The sequence below is a fragment of the Pseudoalteromonas sp. J010 genome, assembly GCF_003934235.1.
GTDB classification, from domain to species: Bacteria; Pseudomonadota; Gammaproteobacteria; order Enterobacterales; family Alteromonadaceae; genus Pseudoalteromonas; species Pseudoalteromonas peptidolytica.
This window is the reverse complement of record NZ_RDBW01000056.1, coordinates 1-20,350: the sequence shown is the minus strand read 5'-3', so window position 1 is coordinate 20,350 and position 20,350 is coordinate 1. Positions and strand designations below refer to the sequence as shown.

Annotated in this window: 3 protein-coding genes; all 3 read left to right on the top strand. The window is 46.4% G+C overall.

What is annotated here, in order from left to right:
- Positions 1–14: 14 nt before the first annotated feature.
- Positions 15–9,335 carry a non-ribosomal peptide synthetase gene (locus tag EAG18_RS21550; protein WP_185745644.1) on the top strand — a complete coding sequence of 3,107 codons (9,321 nt, stop codon included), beginning with the start codon at positions 15–17 and terminating at the stop codon, positions 9,333–9,335.
- 4 nt (positions 9,336–9,339) lie between these two features.
- Complete coding sequence (locus EAG18_RS21545) at positions 9,340–14,472, top strand: polyketide synthase (protein ID WP_125254403.1); 5,133 nt, start codon at positions 9,340–9,342, stop codon at positions 14,470–14,472.
- A 119-nt stretch (positions 14,473–14,591) separates the two neighbouring features.
- Positions 14,592–20,350 (top strand): SDR family NAD(P)-dependent oxidoreductase (locus EAG18_RS21540; RefSeq protein ID WP_185745643.1); only part of this gene is annotated, 5,759 nt, incomplete at its 3' end.

Sequence of the window (20,350 nt, the reverse complement as noted above, 5' to 3'; positions counted from 1 at the left end):
CACTGGCAACAGAGGTGAGTAAGTTTGACTTAACGTTAGAGTTTGTGGAGGACGAAGGAGCACTGAGTGGCGCGGTAGAATATAGCACGGCGCTATTTAAGCACGATACGATAACGGCCTTAATGAGACACTTTGTGGCATTGACAGAGATGGTGTGCCAGACACCAGCGGAGCCGATAGGGAGGCTGGATTATTTAAGCGACACAGAGCAACAACAGCTGATGGCGCTTAATGATACCAAGCGTGCGTATGATGACTCGGTATGTATTCATGAGCTATTTGCTGAGCAAGCTGCTGCGCACCCAGAGCGTGAAGCGGTGCGCTATGGTGATGAATCACTCAGTTATGCACAATTACAGAAACGTAGCGAGGCGCTGGCAAAGCATTTACAGTCAGAAGGTGTTGGCCCTGAGGTTTTAGTTGGAATTTGCCTTGAACGCTCGATAGAGATGATGGTCGCTATTATGGCTGTACTTCAAGCCGGTGGTGCCTATGTGCCGCTTGATCCGGAATATCCAGATGAGCGCTTATCTTATATGTTAGAAAATAGTCCGGTCGCGTCTATTTTGACACAGAGCAAATTTGCCGAAAAGGTAAGGGCGCTAAGTTGTGGTGATGAAAAAATCACCCTATTAGATGCAAAAGAACCGTCATTTTGGTCATCATCAGAAGCGTATCCAGTGGCACTAGATAGCGCGGTGAAACCAGATAATATGGCTTATGTCATCTACACCTCAGGTTCAACAGGACGCCCTAAAGGTGTGATGGTAACGCACAAAGCATTGATGAACCGAATTGTGTGGATGCAAAGAGAATATCAGCTGACACCAAGTGATGTCGTGTTACAAAAAACGCCTTATAGCTTTGATGTCTCCGTTTGGGAATTTGTATGGCCTATGATGTCTGGTGCGACCTTAGTATTTGCAGCACCCGGCAGACAAGGTGAACCCGATTACCTCAGCGCGCTAATCAATCAGCAGCAAGTAACAACATTACACTTTGTCCCCTCCATGTTAAGTAGCTTTCTTGCTCATGCACCACAACAATGCCCGAGTGTAAAACGCATCTTTAGTAGCGGTGAAGCCTTAGGTATTAAGTCTGCTACGCAATTTACCCAGTCTTTCCCAAATGCCGCCCTGCACAATTTATACGGCCCCACTGAAGCGGCGATTGACGTAACGGCATTTGATTGCACCCAGCTGGTTGATACTGCCTCATTAAGCTCAGTGCCAATAGGTAAACCAATTGACAACATTCGTTTATATATTTTGGATGACCAATTGCAATTACAACCCAAAGGGGTGCCAGGAGAGCTGCATATTGCTGGTGATGGGTTAGCAAGAGGGTATATAAACCAAGTCGCTTTAAGCGCAGAGAAGTTTATCAATAACCCTTTTGAGCCAGGCGAGCGCATGTATAAAACCGGCGATTTAGCGCGTTGGTTAGCCGACGGCAATATCGAGTATTTGGGGCGTATTGATAGTCAAATAAAGTTACGAGGATTTAGGATTGAAACCGCTGAAATCGAGTATCAATTAGAGCAATTAGCAATAGTTGAATTGGCCTGTGTGGTGGTGCAAGGAGAAGGTGTTAATCAACGCTTAGTGGCATTTGTACAGTCTAAATCTGCGGCAAATGAACATACTTCAGCGCAACTCAAACAGCATCTTAGCGCGGTACTACCAGACTATATGGTGCCAGCTAAATTTGTGATATTGGCCAGTCTACCATTGACTGCCAGCGGTAAGGCAAATCGCAGAGCACTACAAACGATGCCTGTGACCCCATCTCATTCACCAGTGAAAAACGATATGACGAACCTATCAAGTATAGAGAAAAAACTTAAGTTGTTATGGAGTGAGGTGTTAGAAATTGACAGTAGCAGTTTTAATACTCAAGACAACTTCTTTGATATAGGCGGAAACTCACTCACAGTTGTTGAAGTTGCGGCACGGATTGCGAAATCTTTCGACTGTGAATTTCAGCCAGCCATGTTATTTAAATTCAGCTCAATAGAGACCATTGCCGAGCACTTGTTAACAACGCTGGCGGTGACACAGCAACAGAGCTCGGCTGCTTCGCAGGTGCCGGTGGCAGTGACAAATGGCCAGCCGGAAAGCGTAAGTAGACCAAGCTATTACGCAGACAGCTTGGCGATAGTAGGGATTTCTTGTCATTTCCCACAGGCGCCTGATCACCGAGCGTTTTGGCAGAACTTAGTCGCGGGTAAGGAAAGTGTGGTGCATTTATCACCACAAGAAGCAGAGGCTTTTGGTGTCCCTAAGCAGATTATTGACAGTGAGGACTATGTTGCGCTCAATACGTGGACTGAAGAAAAAGCGTATTTTGATCCCGAGTTTTTCAAGTTGTCAGCGGGCAATGCCAAGCTGATGGATCCACAACTCAGACAGTTGCTAATGCACTCGTGGAAAGCGGTTGAGGATGCAGGGTATCTATGTGATGACATTGCGAATACCTCAGTCTATATGTCAGTGAGTAACAATTCCTATCAAGCTATGGCCAATAGTGGTGCCAATCCTCATGGTGTGATGGAAAATTCGGAAGAGTTTGTCAGCTGGCTGATGGCACAAGGCGGCACTATTCCAACGATGATCTCTTATCAGTTGGGCTTTACTGGCCCTAGTGTCTTTGTGCATTCGAATTGTTCATCTTCTCTGGCCAGTTTGTATTCAGCGTATCAAAGCTTGATTAATCAAGATGCGGATTATGCACTGGTGGGGGCGGCCTCTTTTGCGGCACAACGCACATATGGTTATTTACACCAACCGGGAATGAACTTATCCAGTGATGGCCACTTAAAAGCGTTTGATAACCATGCCGATGGTATGGTTGAGGGTGAAGGCGTTGGGGTGATTATGTTACGCCGCGCTGAAGATGCCATTGCTGACGGCGATCATATTTATAGCCTATTACGTGGCATCGCGGTGAATAATGATGGCGCTGATAAAGCGGGTTATTATGCGCCTAGTGTGTCTGGGCAATCAGCAGTAATTCAACAAGTACTAAAGAAAACGGCCATTGATCCACAAACCATTCATTATGTAGAAGCACATGGTACCGGCACCTCGTTGGGGGATCCCATAGAAGTGATGGGATTGAGTGAGGCATTTTCTCAGTATACTCAAGCAAAGCAGTTCTGTGCTTTAGGTTCAGTGAAGGCAAACATTGGACATCTAGATACCGCAGCTGGCTTGGCAGGTATTATTAAACTTTCTTTGGGGCTACATCAGCGAACGTTCCCGGCACAAATTAATTATCAAACGCCAAATACCCAAATTGACTTTGAGCAGTCGCCATTTTATGTGTTAGATAAACCACTAACATGGGATGAGTCTGATGAGCCACGCCGCGCTGCGCTCAGCGCCTTTGGGATCGGTGGTACAAACACCCATGCTATCTTAGAAGAATATTGCATGGCAGAGCAGGCTCACCATAGCGACAGTGGCGCGGGATATATCATCACGCTATCAGCACGACGCAAAGATGTACTGAATGAATATGCTCAACAGCTACTGCATTTTGTGAACTCAGAAGACGCGTTATCACTTGCCTCGCTGGCATTCACTCTACAGACCGGACGTAAAGCATTTGAACATAGATTAGCTCTGGTTGTTGAAAATCAAGCGCAGCTAGTTGAAGCCATCTCTGACTTTTTGGCGGATAAAGAATCTAGCTTGGTTGTGTACAATCACTTAAGTGATCAAGACGAGAATATTTTACAGCAGGATGAAGATTTTGACGCGCTTGTGCGACAGTGGATCAGCAAAGAGAAGTGGTACAAAGTAGCGACGGTATGGAGTAAAGGTTGTGCTGTCGACTGGACAACACTCTATCCACAGGGAGCGCCAAGAAAACTCAGCGCACCAACTTATCCATTTGCGAAAGACATATATTGGATAGATGTTGCGGCGGCCACCGCACAGCAGCCTGTGGTCACAACGACTGGACATCCGTTACTACACTGCAATACCTCAGATCTTACAAGGCAAAGCTACGCAACGACACTGACTGGCGGAGAGTTTTTCTTACGGGATCATCAAATACTCGGTGATAAAATCCTACCAGGAGTTGCCTACTTAGAAATGGCACGAGCAGCACTGGACAGCGCGGTGGGTGGTATTGATGATACGGCAGTACTAGAGCTGAGTAATATTGTTTGGGTGCAACCGGCGGTAGTGGATGAAGAAAAAACCATCAACCTCGCTTTAACAGTACAAGACAGTGGTCTATTGTCGTATGAAATTAGCAGTGCCGAGGGTACTGATGAGACGGTGTTATATTGCCAAGGTAATGCCGGATTACTTGAGCATTATGATGCTGCGCAAATTGATATTAATGACATCATGCAACGCCTACGTCAGCAGCAAGCCATCGACATCGATATTGAGCAGTTTTATGCTGATATAGCAGCAATGGGTACTCACTTTGGCACAACATTTAGGGCACTTGATTCAGTTAAACTGACCGATCAGGCGTTGGTGGCCGAAGTGACAATACCCGCTATGGTCAATGATACACGGTTACAATTACACCCCAGTTTGATGGATGGTGCGCTACAGTCTTGCCTATTGTTACTGGCAGGATCACAAACACTACCAAGTGAAACTGCATTGCCTTTCGCTATGGATAGTCTCAAGGTGATCAAATCATGTGACACTACCATGACGGTTTGGGCGCGGTTTGCTCAAGGTGCTCAGCGTACCGAGCAACTCGTAAAAATGGATTTAGACTTACTGAATAGTGCAGGCGAAGTATGTGTTGAGATCCGTGGTTTTTGCTCCCGAGTCATTGCAGCCGAGACACCAAAATCATCTCAAGAGCCACAGCAGATATTTGCAGTGCCTACTTGGCAGGCACAACCAGCACCAGTGCTGAATGAAATGCCACAAGTACAGCATGAAGTATTATTGCTGAATTTGCCTGATATATCGTTGGCAGCGTATTTGCCGCAAGCTCAGTGTCATCGTTGGGAAGGAAGCTCGGCAGCGCTTGGTGACGAATACCAACAAGCCGCCGTGATGTGTTTTGAGCTATTGCAAGGGATCCTTAAGCGCAACCCTCAGACACAAACCGTGGTGCAGCTAGTCACTCGTAATGATGACCAAGGCATGCTGCTTTTGGGACTTCAAGGGATGTTAAAAACAGCGAACCTTGAGAATCCAAATATTATCGGTCAGCTTGTTTTTGTTGACGTTAATGAAACGGGTGAAACACTGAGTCAAAAATTGCTTCACAACCTGGCTGAGCTATCGCCCTGTGTTAAGTATCAAGGGGTGCAACGCCAGCGACTTGCATGGCAAGTGACTGAGCCACAAGTTTCCGCTGAGGTTGCATTTAAAGATGATGGTGTGTATGTCATTACTGGCGGTACAGGAGGGCTTGGGCAGATCTTTGCGAAAGAGATATTACAACAGGCCTCTCAAGCTAAGGTTATCCTAACTGGGCGTGCAGCACAGTATGATCTCGCCGAGCTTACCAGCCTTGCTGCATACTCAGCGCAAGTAACGTATGAGCAGTTAGAGATAGACACGCCGCAGTCGGTGATTGATGGTTTCGCTAAAATTAATACGAAATATGGAAAAGTAAACGGTATTCTTCATGTCGCAGGGATGATATCGGATAGTCTGATCCGCAATAAAACCACCGATAGTTTTAGAGCGGTATTGCAGCCCAAAGTTGCAGGTACAGTATATTTAGATGAAGCAACTAAGCAGCTGGAATTAGATTTTCTTGTTTTGTTCTCTTCTGAGTCGGCTTTAGGTAGCTTGGGGCAAGCAGACTATGCTGTTGCTAATGGCTTCATGGATCAATATGCCAAGCATCGGAATCAACTGCGTGCTCAAGCGCTGCGCTCTGGGGTATGTGTGTCTATCAACTGGCCACTTTGGCAAGAAGGAGGCATGACACTAAGTGCAGAAATGCAGGCGCAAGCGTATGAAGAGATGGGTATGATGGCGATGGCGTCAGACGCAGGAGTGCGGGCATTTTACACCTGTATGGCGATGAATACCTCGCAAGTGTTAGTCATGACGGGTGATAAGCCGCGCTTAACGTCATGGCTGAATACACATACCGCAGCGATGGCTTTACACCAGCCTGCGCAACAACATCATGAAAAGCGTGAACAGTACGTGGTTGATGCACAATCATTACGTGCGCGCACCACCGAATATTTACAGCAGCAATGTGCCAAAGTGTTCAAGTTAGAGGCGCAACAGATAGATCCATCAGCGCCCTTAGAACAATATGGCATAGACTCTATATTGGCGATTAGCCTGACCAATCAGCTAGAAAAAACGTTTGGCTCGCTTTCAAAGACCCTGTTATTTGAATATCAGAGCGTAGATGAACTGACAACGTTCTTTGTTGACGCCCACAGAGCTAAGCTCGACTCTTTATTTGGAGAGACGCAGAGTAAGTCCAGCGTTCCTGTGCAACCGAGCACACCAGCGATACCAAAAGGCTTAGCGACGACTCACAATGTGCTTAAAAACAATCGCTTTAGCGGACTAAAAACTGCGGTATCAGAGCCGTCATCAGTGCCACTTCAGCTTGAAGATATTGCCATTGTTGGGATCAGTGGACGTTATCCTGGCGCTGACGATGTTGAGGCATTTTGGCACAACTTAAGTGCCGGTATAGACAGCATAAGCGAAATTCCACAGCAACGATGGGATTGGCAGCGCTTTTACAGTGAAGACCGAACACAAGCTGGCAAGCATTATAGTAATGTGGGTGGTTTTATCTCTGGGGTGGAAGAGTTTGATCCAAAATTCTTTAATATTTCACCGCGTGAAGCCAGCATTTTAGACCCACAAGAAAGGCTATTTTTACAGCACGCTTGGATGGCGGTAGAAGATGCCGGATACACCAAAGCGACACTTAAAAAACCGTATAAAGAAGATTTAGCGGGTCAAGTTGGTGTGTACGTCGGGGTGATGTACAGCGAGTATCAGCTATATGGCGCTGAAGCGAGTGTGCAGGGTGAATTGCTCGGGTTTGCTTGTAGCTTAGCAGATATTGCGAATCGGGTATCGTATGTATTGAATTTGCATGGTCCTAGCATGACGGTCGACACCATGTGCTCCTCCTCATTGACCGCAATACATTTAGCTTGTCAGGATCTTAAGCTAGGGCGGATTGATTTTGCTATTTCAGGTGGCGTTAATGTCAATATTCACCCAAATAAATATACCATTTTAAGCTCAGATCATTTCATCTCGACCACTGGCCGTTGTAAGAGCTTTGGTGAAGGTGGGGAGGGATATATTCCAGGTGAAGGCGTTGGCGCTGTGCTGCTTAAACGCTTATCAGATGCTGAGCATGACGGTGATCACATCTATGGTGTCATTAAAGGGTCAGCGATTAATCATGGCGGCAAAACAAATGGCTATACGGTTCCTAACCCACAGGCTCAAGCCAGTGCAATCTCGATGGCGATTGCTGAGGCGGATATTGAGCCAAGACATATCAGCTACATTGAAGCACATGGCACTGGTACTAAGTTAGGGGACCCAATCGAGGTTGCAGCACTGACTAAGTCATTTAATAAAGAAGCGCTACGTGATCCAAACGCAGCAGTAGAAACAGGGTACTGTTTACTTGGCTCTGCGAAGTCGAATATTGGTCATTGTGAACCTGCTGCAGGTATTGCTGGGCTCACAAAAGTATTGCTGCAAATGAAGCATAAAAAAGTTGCGCCTTCACTGCATTCTCGCACGTTAAATCCGCATATTGATTTTGCAGCGACGCCATTTGTAGTGAATCAGACGTTGACCGATTGGCGTCAGCCGGTCATCAATGGTCAAACTCTCCCGCGTACTGCTGGTATTTCCTCTTTTGGTGCCGGAGGCTCAAATGGCCACATGATTGTACAAGAGTATATTGCGCCCGAATTTAGCTGTCGGTCATCGGCCTCGGTATTGGTCTTACTGTCCGCGAGGACGACAACACAGCTACAGCAAATGGTGGTCAACTTGAGTACGTTTGTTACTGATAATCAAGACAATATAGATTTGCCTTCACTGGCCTATACGTTACAAGTGGGTCGTGAGGCAATGGCAGAGAGGTTGGCATTGGTGGTTAATTCAGTTGCACAGTTGCAGCAGAAACTGGGTCAGCTAGCTGACGAGTCGGTCGAGCTAAGCCACGTGTATCGAGGGCGGATAGTGAAGCTCAAGGACAGAGTATATAACCCTGAAGATAAGGCCAATATTGCTCACTGGTTGGAGGTCAGAGAGTTCGATGCGTTGGCACAAAAATGGATCCTTGGACAGGATGTTAATTGGCAACAGCTTTACACCAAAGGCGACGACGTAAAACGGATCAGTTTGCCAACTTATCCGTTTGCGGCAGAAAAATACTGGTGGACGGACATTCTAACCACAGATCTGAATTTACCGGCGTCGACGTCAAGTGTTGAGGTGTTACACCCTCTATTACATCGCAATACCTCGATACTTGGTTTGCAGCAATATAGCTCTCTATTTCTAGGAAATGAGCCGTTCGTTAAAGCGGTGGCAACACATCAGTGGCAGTTACCAATTCAGGCACAAATAGAAATGGCAGTGACAGCTTGCCAACATGCACTTGAGCTTACAGACCATCAAGGTGGGTTCGAAGTGAAAGAATTTAATTGGTTACCCTCACAGCGCTTTAACAAGCCAAGCCAAATATCGGTGTGTTTAAGAGCGGCAATGGAAGGGGAGTTTGTAGATTTTGAAATCTTCAGTGAAGAAGATGATGAAGTACTCAGCCAAGGCAAAGCCAAGCTGAACGCCATAGACTCAGGCGCGATAGAGGCAATAGATTTGAACCAGCTGCAAGCGTCATTGATACCTTTGGATATTGCCGCCCAAGGAGCAAGCGCAGTAGAGGTAAGAGCCGGTTTTATTGATAACGCGAGTCAGAAGATGCTAGTGATGGCAGCCTATCAAGGACAAGAGCATGTTGCGTTTTCGGCGCTTAGCCTAGTAGATGAACTATTAGCGCTGGTGCAGCCATTGGTATCACAACCGATACAACACCATGCGCTCTCTATTGCCGCAATGACAAGTTATGCACCATGTCCAAAACAATGTGCGCTGGTGATCACCAAGCGCATGCAGAGCGCCACTGAGGTGGTGCTAGATCTGGATATTTTGGATGAGCATGGAAAGGTATGTACAAGACTGCAAGGCATAAGCTACCAAGCGATAGTCGATAGCAGATTTGCTGCTATGTTCGATGTAATACCGGGCAAAGTGCCGGTATCTCAACCACAAACAGACAATATACCAAAAGAGCTTGCTCTCGAAGTAACCGTAGAGGATTAAAAAAATGAGAAATGGGAATTTGACTAAGCCCTCAGTCGCTTTGCAAGCTCTGAGTGGGTCACAGGTTATAAAAGCCAATCAAGAACTGGCGAAACCAGCATTAACATTGACAGCATTAAATGGCGACACGCAGCCGCAAAAGGAACAGAATTTAGTACGGCTATTGGAGCACGGTAATGGCATTTATGCCATCCAGTTAGCGGAGGCGCTGCATAGCACGAGCTATGAGGCTGGGCTACAGCAATTCAGTCAGGCGCTCAGCGTGGTTAAAAACCGTGCTGATGTAAAAGTGCTGCGCATAGAAGTTGGTGCGCAAGGCTGGCTTGGGGGTAGTCGAGAGGCGGCAAACCATGCAATCAGTGCAAATCTGTATGGACAGGTATTAGGATTTACACAACCGGTTATCGGTGTGTTTGCGGGGGATACGCAAGGAGGAGACTTCCTCTTAGCTTGTGTATGTGACTTTATGGTGTGCTCAGAGGCGGGCAAATATGCCCTAGTGAGCAGTGCGCAGGAGTATGCCGCGACCAAAGCAGAATGTGCATTTTTACAAGCRCGCTTTGGTAGCGCACTGTCGGCGCGCTTAGTGCAAAGTACTACAGGTCAYACAGGAGCGCAGTTACAGGCAYTAGGATGGCAATCAGCGGTGGTAAGTGGCACGGAGTTAGCAGCGCATGTGGCGCGCTTAAGYCAGTCGTTATCACAAAAGCCACAAGAAGCTTTGAGYTTGTTRAAACAACACTTATCGCGCACATTGCAGCAAAGCGTGGCGAATTTGGTGGCAGGTACGCTACCTGTACCGCGGGAATATCAGTCAGTGGCGGCAGTAGCGAGTACCTCGTTGCTGGCTGTACAAGCTGAAGGAAATGGGGTGTTACGGGTTGCGATACGTAGCCAAGGTCCAGAAGTGGCACAAGCGCTGGCAAGTTTACTTACCCAACAGGCGAATGATGGGCAAGTTGGTGCGGTGGTATTGAGTAGCGAAGGAGGCGACTGCGACTTAGGGTTACAAGCGGTGGTACTACAAAGTGCACTCCCGATAGTTGCAGAGCTTGGCACAGAGGTTAGTGAAACATGGTGGCAGGTTGCACTAAGTTGCGATGCGGTGATTTATCATGGTGAGGGTCARCAGCAAGTCGCACGTAGACAACTGCATGCCCCACAAGCGCAACTCTTTTTATATCGTTTTGGCAGTCAATTAGGGCAAAGCATATTATTTGGTGAAGCACACTTGAGTAGCCAAGCACTGGCACAGCAACATAAAGCGAGCCAAGTAGCAGAGGGGTCAGCGGTACAGCAACAAGCAGGTGCTGTTGCAGCGATGCTTGCGAAGCTGCCTATAGAGGTGGCGTGCTGGCACAAAGCGGAGCTAGTCAAGGCACTGGCAGATGTGAAGGCATGGCCACAAACCCCAGAGGTGAGAGGTGATGTGCAACATCAGGGAGTAACAGAGGTTGCGCTTGGCTCGGATGTTATTCGTGCTATTGCACACCCAGATGGCGTACTAGAAGTGCACATGGAAGATAGAGAGCATAAAAACATGTTCTCAGATGCCTTCTCTGATGGCTTAACAGCAGTGTTTGAACATGTCGCTCAGACACCTCACTATAAAGCCGTTGTTCTGACCGGTTATGGCACTTATTTCTCAAGCGGTGGCACATTAGATACCTTGATGGCGATTGGACAAGGGCAAATGCAATTTACGGATAGCAAGCTGTACCAAGCGCCACTTAGTTGCGACATACCAGTTATCGCTGCGATGCAAGGGCATAGTATTGGTGCCGGTTGGGCGCTTGGTATGTTCGCTGATATTACGCTATTCAGTGAAGAGAGTCGCTATTTTAGCCCCTATATGAATTATGGCTTCACTCCAGGCGCCGCATCAACGCTTATCATGCCAGCTCAATTGGGCTATGACTTGGCAATGGATACCTTGTTGACGGCAAATGAGCACTCAGGTGAACAGCTCAAACTACGTAATCTATCGCAGCAGGTGCTGCCAAGAGCGCAAGTATTAGATAAGGCAATGTCATTGGCCCGTCAGATTGCGCAATTATCACAGGCACAACTCAAAGCATTCAAAGCACAGTCGAATCGTGCACTGTTATCAAAATTAGATGAAACTTATAAGGCGGAACTTCTCATGCATGAGATGACATTTGTTGGACAGACCAATACTCTAGAAAAAGTAGAGTCCAAGCTTGCTAATGACAAAACATCACAAGGCGCTTACGCAGAGGAACGCACAGTGAAAAATGTAACAATTAACCTCGCAGCACTGACACAACACTTAAAAACCTTACTGGCAAGTGAGTTGTATCTAGATGCAGATGAAATTGAAGATACCAGCGAGTTTGTAGAACTCGGTTTAGACTCCATAACTGGCGTTACTTGGGTAAAAAATATCAATGAATATTATGGTACTAATATTGAAGCAACCAAAGTATATAGCTATCCCACACTGACTAAGTTAAGCCAGCATGTACATGCGATGCTGGCACAGCAAGCAAAGGTACAACAGCCGCAAATACAGCAGCCAAAAGCGGTAGAGCAGGTGGTTAAGGCTGAAGCACCGCAACGCAGTTCAGAGCAGGAGCTATCATTTGTTATTGAAGAACTGAAACAAATGTTGGCAGAAGAGCTACACATGACAGCTGATGAAATAGACGACGTCTCTCAGTTTATTGACTTGGGGCTAGACTCAATCACAGGGGTGACATGGGTGCGCCGCATTAATGAATTATTCGGTACTAAGATTGAGGCAACCAAGGTCTATAGTTATCCAACACTAAAAGAGTTGGGTCGACATGTGAAATCTGAAATGGATAAATATGCGCCGACACGAGTGCCACAGCCGCCGATTTCCTCGTTACCTGTTGCAGCACCAGTATCTGAGCAAGCGCAAGATACACCCGTCACGTTGACAAGCTGGCGTAATCAAGCGCAACCGCAGGTGGCTAAAGTCGAGGCTCCAAAGGCTACTCTGGATGTAGAGCCTATTGCAATTATTGGTATGGCCGGGCAATTCCCGCAATCAAACAATGTAGAACAGTACTGGGAAAATATAGCAAAAGGTAATAACTGTATCTCTGAAGTTTCTTCGCAGCGCTGGGATATAGACGCCATCTACCAAGAGGGAGCACCAGTAGCCGGAAAGACCAATAGTAAATGGTTTGGGGCAATGGAAGAATACGATCTATTTGATCCCTTATTCTTCAATATTTCGCCAACAGAGGCCGAGAGTATGGATCCACAACAGCGTTTGTTCTTGCAGGCGTGTTGGCATGGCGTTGAAGATGCTGGGTATGCTGCTGAAACGCTATCCGGTAGTATGTGTGGTGTCTTTGTGGGTTGCGCAACTGGTGATTACGATTTACTGTCGCGTGAACAGCAAATTAGTGCACAAGGGTTTACCGGTGGAGCAACATCGATATTAGCGGCTCGCGTTTCGTATTTTATGAATTTACAAGGCCCTTGTATTTCAATCGACACGGCTTGCTCGTCTTCTTTAGTCGCTATCGCAACTGCATGTGATAGCCTCAATCTGCGTCGATGTGATATGGCATTGGCAGGTGGTGTGTATGTACTCGCTGCTCCAGATATGTATATCAAAACAGCGCAAGCAGGTATGTTATCTACGGATGGTAAATGCTATACGTTTGACCAAAGAGCCAATGGCTTTGTTGCAGGTGAAGGCGTTGGGGTTGTGGTGCTGAAGCGTCTTTCGGATGCTAAGCGAGATCAAGACATCATCCAAGGAGTGATCCAAGGTTGGGGGGTGAATCAAGATGGCAAAACAAATGGTATCACGGCACCAAACCCCGAGTCTCAAGCTCGCCTTGAAAAAGAAGTCTATGACCAATTTAATATTGACCCTAATCACATTCAACTAATTGAAGCGCATGGCACGGGTACTAAGCTTGGCGACCCCATCGAAATTGAGGGATTAAAGTCTGCATTTGCGCAGTACACATCGCAAGTAGGGTATTGTGCGTTGGGATCAGTGAAAAGTAATATTGGCCACTGCTTAACAGCGGCAGGTGTTGCTGGGGTAATAAAACTGGTTATGTCTATAAAACATAAGCAGCTACCACCGAGCATTAACTTTGATAAGCTAAATGAGCATATTTCACTGGCTGACAGCCCATTTTATGTCAATGACAAACTGACACCATGGGATGTTGCGGACAATACACCGCGCCAAGCTGCTGTGAGTTCGTTCGGTTTTAGTGGTACAAATGCACATATGGTCATTGCGGAATATCAACCGTCAGATCTGACACCTCAAGAAGTTGGCTATGTGAATGAAAATGCGCATATAATGATCCCGTTGTCTGCAAGAAATGAAGAACGACTTAAATACAAAGCACAAGAGCTATTGGACTTTATCGGTAAAAACGATAAGACCTTAGATCTGTTATCAATGGCGTATACTTTGCAAGTTGGCAGAGATGCAATGGATGCCAGAGTGGTGTTTTTGTCAGACTCAATCGAGCAGTTGACGATTCAGTTACAAGCTTATGTTGAAGGAAGCAAGTCAATTCGAGGTATATACTCCGGCTCATGCCGTGAGCATAAAGAGGGACTGAAAATCTTCGCTCAAGACGACGAGATGAAAGAGGTGGTTGTGCAAAAATGGTTAGAAACCAGCAACCTTTCTAAACTCAGTGAGTTTTGGGCAAAAGGCATGAACTTTGATTGGCACAAGTTGTATAAAACTAACAAGCCAACTCGAGTACAGTTGCCGGTGTATCCATTTGCAAAAGAAAGGTATTGGATTGAAATGGAGCAAGGGCTGGTTGATAACGTCGTTACTTTAAACCCCAACCATGCTCATCCCTTACTGCATGATATGAAGCAAGATATCAGCAGCTCGGGCTATCAATCACCTTTTGCACAAGACGCCGGATTATTATTGGCGATACAAGAGCGTAAAACTCAACCAAAACGAGTTAGCGTTCCTAAGTATCCATTTGCTCGAGATTATTGTTGGGTTGACACCAGTAAAAAGGCAACATCAAACAGTGAAAGCCATAGTCAAAAAGAGAATGCTGATGTCGAGCAACTATTTGCGCAACTAGATATAGAACACATTGATACTGCTGAGGCGGTTGAGCTGTTAAAGCAAGTGGTTTAACCCCCTCATAGGCGAAAGTGCAGCACTTTCGCACTCTTTATTAAGGCATGTCAGCAAGTATCGCTTGTTGGCATGCTTGTGTCATTGTCGACCTGTCATTGCGTACTTCTAAGAGAAGTGTGTGCGAATCAAATAGCTTGATTGAATACCGTCTGGGCAGTGGAAAATCATGTCGCTTGCATATTTTCCCTGAAGAAGTGGGATTTCTGGCTATTCCGTTAACATCATGGGTATCCGGAGAATTTCTAAAGTTAAATATTCTGATAGAGAATAAAAAAATGATAGAATTTGTCGAATATGTAGTTTCAGAATTAAAAAGTAAGCGGCTGTCGAAAAGCAATGCACTGGCGCTACTCAAACAGTATTCATCTAGAAGTACCAAATCGTCTAACTATATTCATCCTCTAATACATATCAACAACTCAGATCTGTCTCAGCAAAGCTATGTGTCAGAATTTACAGGCAATGAATTTTTCTTAAAAGATCATCAAGTAGCGCTTGGCGCAGCACAGCCTGTGGCGGTGTTGCCGGGCGTTGCCTATTTAGAGATGGTGCGAGCAGCACTGGCAGATGCGTTAAGAGTCAAAGATCTCAACCTACAATTAAAACTGTGTAATCTCGTTTGGTCTACGCCGTGTGTGGTCGATGCCCCGACTGTGCTTGAAGTCGAGCTGACAGATATTACAGCGGATAATAGCCGCCATGATGTTATTGAGTTTACGATTTATAGTGGCGGTGATGAGCAAGTTATCCATTGCCAAGGTCAGGCGGTATGTTTTGATGTGGCTGAAGCGCAACATATTGATATTGCGACACTACAGCAAAAGGTATCGGCAACGCAGTATGACAGCGAAAAGATTTATCAAGACTTTCGAGACGTTGGCCTGCACTATGGCACGGCTCACCGTGCAATCCAGAAAATGTTTAGTAGCGACGCTGGCGTGCTTGCCGAGTTAGCGCTACCAAAAAGTTTAATTCACTCGCAAAACGAATATGTGTTGCACCCCAGTATCATGGACTGTGCATTACAAGCGATGATAGGGTTTGAGTCAGAGCCTGCTTCCCAAGGTAAACCTGTTTTGCCATTTGCATTAGATACTTTGACACTGCTAGCACCTTGTAGTGAGCAGATGTACGCTTGGCTTAGATATGCAGATAACCACGAAGTGGGAAGTAAAATAACCAAAGTGGACATTGACCTTATCGACAGTGAAGGGCGGATCTGTGTACAAATAAAAGGGTTTAGCTCTAGAGTCATTGATGTTCAACATGAGCAACCTCAGGAACGATTATTGGCCGCACCCACATGGCAAAATCAAGCTCCTGATCATCAAGCGCTACCCAGCGACGCATCTCAGCACATTGTATTACATGACTTACCTTGGGTTGATGTGCCTAATTTAAGTAGCCAGTTGTCAAATGCCACAGTTAGCAAAACCCAAGTGGCTCAAGCTGAAGGTGCCAACCATTTATATGAAGCCATTGTGTTGAGTTGCTTTGAGCAAATACAACAGCAATTGTTAGCAACACAAAAAAGGCCATCACATCTTAAGTTAGTATTACCGGATACCCTGGATAATCATATTCTTATGGGTATTAGTGGATTGTTTAAGACAGTAGAGCAAGAGTCGCCAATCTTTAACGGCCAACTCATTTTAGTGCCTGAAGGTGTTACTCAGGGGCAATTAACAACCCTGCTTCAGCGTGAGCAAGGATCGCTTGAGGATATGGTTCGCTATCAACAAGAGGCACGCCAAATACATGAATGGACAGCAATAGAAGCACAGCAAATGGTTGCTCCTACGGTATTTAAAGATGATGGTGTATATCTTATTACCGGTGGCTTAGGGGGGCTTGGGAAGCTTTTTTGCCAAGAAATTTTGCGACAAACATCACAATCTACCGTTATCTTAAGTGGTCGCAGTACCTTGAACCAACAAATCGAAGATGACATCGCCGCGATGGCGGACAGTCATCGTATTAAATACATTCAGATGCAATTAGATGATGAGCAACAAGTCACGAATGCGGTTTTGCAGCTGCATAATTCTTATCAGAAGCTAAATGGCATTTTGCACTGTGCGGGGCAAACACAAGACAACTTGGCAATTAAAAAACCACTCTTACAGGTGGCGCAAACCTTACTGCCCAAAGTCGCTGGTACCGTCTATTTGGACAAAGCAAGTCAAGCTTTTGACCTGGATTTTTTTGTGATGTTTTCATCCGCAGCAGCGGCGTTTGGTAATATTGGCCAAGCCGATTATGCCGCCGCAAATGGCTTTATGGATCAATTTGCAGCAACCCGAAATCACCTAGTAAAACAAGGGCTACGCCGTGGTAAAAGTGTTGCCATCAACTGGCCATTGTGGGAAAACGGCGGGATGTCGTTAAGTGCAGAAGATCAGGCCTTAATGTGGCAAACCAGTGGTATCAGGCCGCTTTCTGATGATTGCGGTATTTGGGCGTTTTATCAAAGCTTAATGCAAGACAGTGATCAGCTCTTTGTTGCAAGTGGCGATCGCGAAAAAATCACTTCGTCGCTATTTAAACGTGCAGCAACCACACCTAAAAAATTGCCAGAAAACCCACCTGCGACTTTACCCGCAGCTACACACTCAGTGGTACAAGAAGCGGATTTAGCGCAAAACACATTGGCGTTTTTAAAAGCAGAGCTATCCACATTATTAAAGCTTCCGGTCAATAAAATTGACGAGCACATGGAGCTGGAGAATTACGGTATTGACTCTGTGCTTGCAATCAATTTGACCAAGCAGCTTGAAGCAAGTTTTGGCTCATTATCGAAAACACTGTTCTTTGAGTATCAAACATTAGCACAGCTAAATGAATACTTTATCAATGAACACACCGCGCAACTCCATACGTTGTTTGCATCACCCAAGGTAGACCAAACAAGCGATGCTCCACAGGCTGAAACCACTGCGGTGACACAATTAGATAAACAAACGGTGGCCTCTGGTCGAGCATCCGCACGTAAACGTCGTCGTCGCGAAGTGTCTCAAGAGTTTGAACAACAAAGCAAAGCCAACACGTCAGAGCAAGAAGATATTGCCATTATTGGGATCAGTGGCCGTTATCCGGGGGCAAATACTTTAGATGAGTTCTGGCAGAAGCTAAGAGAAGGTGTTGACTGTATCACTGAAATTCCAAAGTCTCGCTGGGATTGGTGTGAATACTACACTGAAGACAGTGATGTTGCTGATCGCCATGCAAGCAAGTGGGGCGGGTTTATTGATGGCGTAGATGAGTTTGACCCGCGCTTCTTTAATATCTCTCCTCGTGAAGCGTTTTATATTGACCCGCAAGAACGACTATTTTTGCAACATGCTTGGATGGCCGCAGAAGATGCGGGCTTCACGCGTGCACGGTTACAGATCCCACACCAAGGAGATGCCGCAGGTCAAGTTGGTGTTTATGTTGGCGTCATGTACGGCGAGTATAACCTCTCCGGTAGTCTTGCCAGCATCGCCAACCGAGTGTCTTATATTCTTAATTTACATGGCCCTAGTATGACGCTAGACACTATGTGTTCATCGTCACTAACAGCCATTCACTTAGCTTGTCAGGACTTAAAACAAGGGCGCACCGATTTGGCGATTGCTGGTGGGGTGAATGTCTCTGTACATCCTGGTAAATATAGCATGCTGAGCTCGGGGTTCATTGCTTCTAGCGGCCATTGCCAGAGTTTTGGTGAAGGAGGCGATGGTTATATCCCAGGTGAAGGGGTGGGTGCGGTGATTTTGTCGCGTCTGTCCGATGCCCAACAAGCCGGTCAGCATATTTATGGGGTGATAAAAGCCAGCGTGTTAAACCATGGGGGCAAAACCAATGGGTATACAGTGCCTAACCCTCAGGCACAGGCCAATGCAATCAGTCGCGCCCTGACTGAGGCCAAGGTGGCACCACAACATATTAATTATATTGAAGCGCATGGAACAGGGACTAAGCTTGGCGATCCCATTGAAATTGCGGCGCTTAGTAAAGCGTTTTATCAAGGTGTWGAAGCGCAGCAMAGGGCGTATGGCTATTGTAAAATAGGRTCGGCAAAATCGAATATTGGACACTGTGAATCGGCAGCGGGAATAGCGGGATTAAGTAAAGTTTTACTACAGATGAAGCATAAGCAAATCGTGCCTTCATTACATTCAAGTAAACTGAATCCGTTTATCGACTTTGAYRAGAGTCCATTTGAGGTTAATCAGCAGTTGACGGATTGGCCAGCGATAGAGGTAGAGGGTAARGCWCTGCCAAGATTAGCAGGGTTATCTTCATTTGGTGCCGGTGGCTCCAATGCGCATCTTATCATAGAGGAATATCTAGAGCCTGAGCGCGCAGTCGACTCGACCTCGACCCCTCAGCTTATTGTGTTATCGGCGCGCACCGCTGCACAACTTGAGCAACAAGCAAAACGGTTACTGGACTTTATCAGCACCGCAGAGCCTGCGTTATCGCTCGCTGCCATGGCGCATACCTTGCAAGTTGGCCGAGAGGCGATGCCATATCGTTTAGGTGTGGTGGTTGACTCTATTGATGCACTCAAAACGTGTTTAGATGCGTATGGACGCGACCCGCAAGCGGCAATAGATGGGCAACTTGTCCAAATGCAGCGCGTAAAAAATAGTGATGATGTTTTTGTAAGCCCAGAGCAAGACCTTCAACAAGCCAAGGTACTTGACGAGTTATTGGATAAACAAGATCACCAAGGGTTACTCTCGCTGTGGTTAGAAGGGGCTGAGCCGCAGTGGCAAAAACTGTATAAGGATAACGTGCCCCCCTTTATTTCGCTGCCAGCTTATCCTTTTGCAAAAGAGAAATATTGGGCTAATCCAATCAAAACCGTGGCCGCGACAGACGGGTACTTACACCCTTTGGTGCACCGAAATGTTTCAGATTTAAGGCAGCATGCTTATAGTTCGGTGTTTTCAGGCACAGAAGCATTTCTAGAGACTAATGCACGAGGAGAAAAGTACTTTCCAGTGACAGGCTATGTCGAGTTAGCGCAGGCCGCTATTGAGCTGGGTACTAATACTCAGGGGGCGGTGAGCATTAAAGATGTGGTGTCAACAAAGGCATTTAAGGTCGAGCCAGGCAAAGCGTTATCGATAGCGCTAATGATAAAAAATGAACAGGAAATTGGCTTTGAGATCTACAGCCACAATGTTGGAGAGCATGCAAAACAAGATGCTACTGTGTTGTGTCAAGGTTATGGCGTACACACCGCGCTGGCATCACCTGTAGTCGTTGCCGCGCCACAGGCACCAACTCCCGTGACTGAGAAAAACACACCAGTGCGTTTAAGTACTGTCGCGAAGGCAAGCATAAAAGCCGCAGATAACAGCATCGCAAAACCAAGCGCAATTAAACTTGCGTTACCGAATAACATCGCTATTAACACAGCTACTGCACCATCGAGTAAGCAGGCGGTGAGCTTGATGGAGACTCGCAAGCTTGCAGCTGACAGCTCAGCATCGTTAGTTGAGATTGTCGAGCACGGTAATGGCATTTATGCCATCCAGTTAGCGGAAGCGCTGCATAGCACGAGCTATGAGGCTGGGCTACAGCAATTCAGTCAGGCGCTCAGCGTGGTTAAAAACCGTGCGGATGTAAAAGTGCTGCGCATAGAAGTTGGTGCGCAAGGCTGGCTTGGAGGTAGTCGAGAGGCGGCAAACCATGCAATCAGTGCCAATCTGTATGGACAGGTATTAGGATTTACACAACCGGTTATCGGTGTGTTTGCAGGGGATATGCAAGGAGGAGACTTCCTCTTAGCTTGTGTATGTGACTTTATGGTGTGCTCAGAGGCGGGCAAATATGCCCTAGTGAGCAGTGCGCAGGAGTATGCCGCGACCAAAGCAGAATG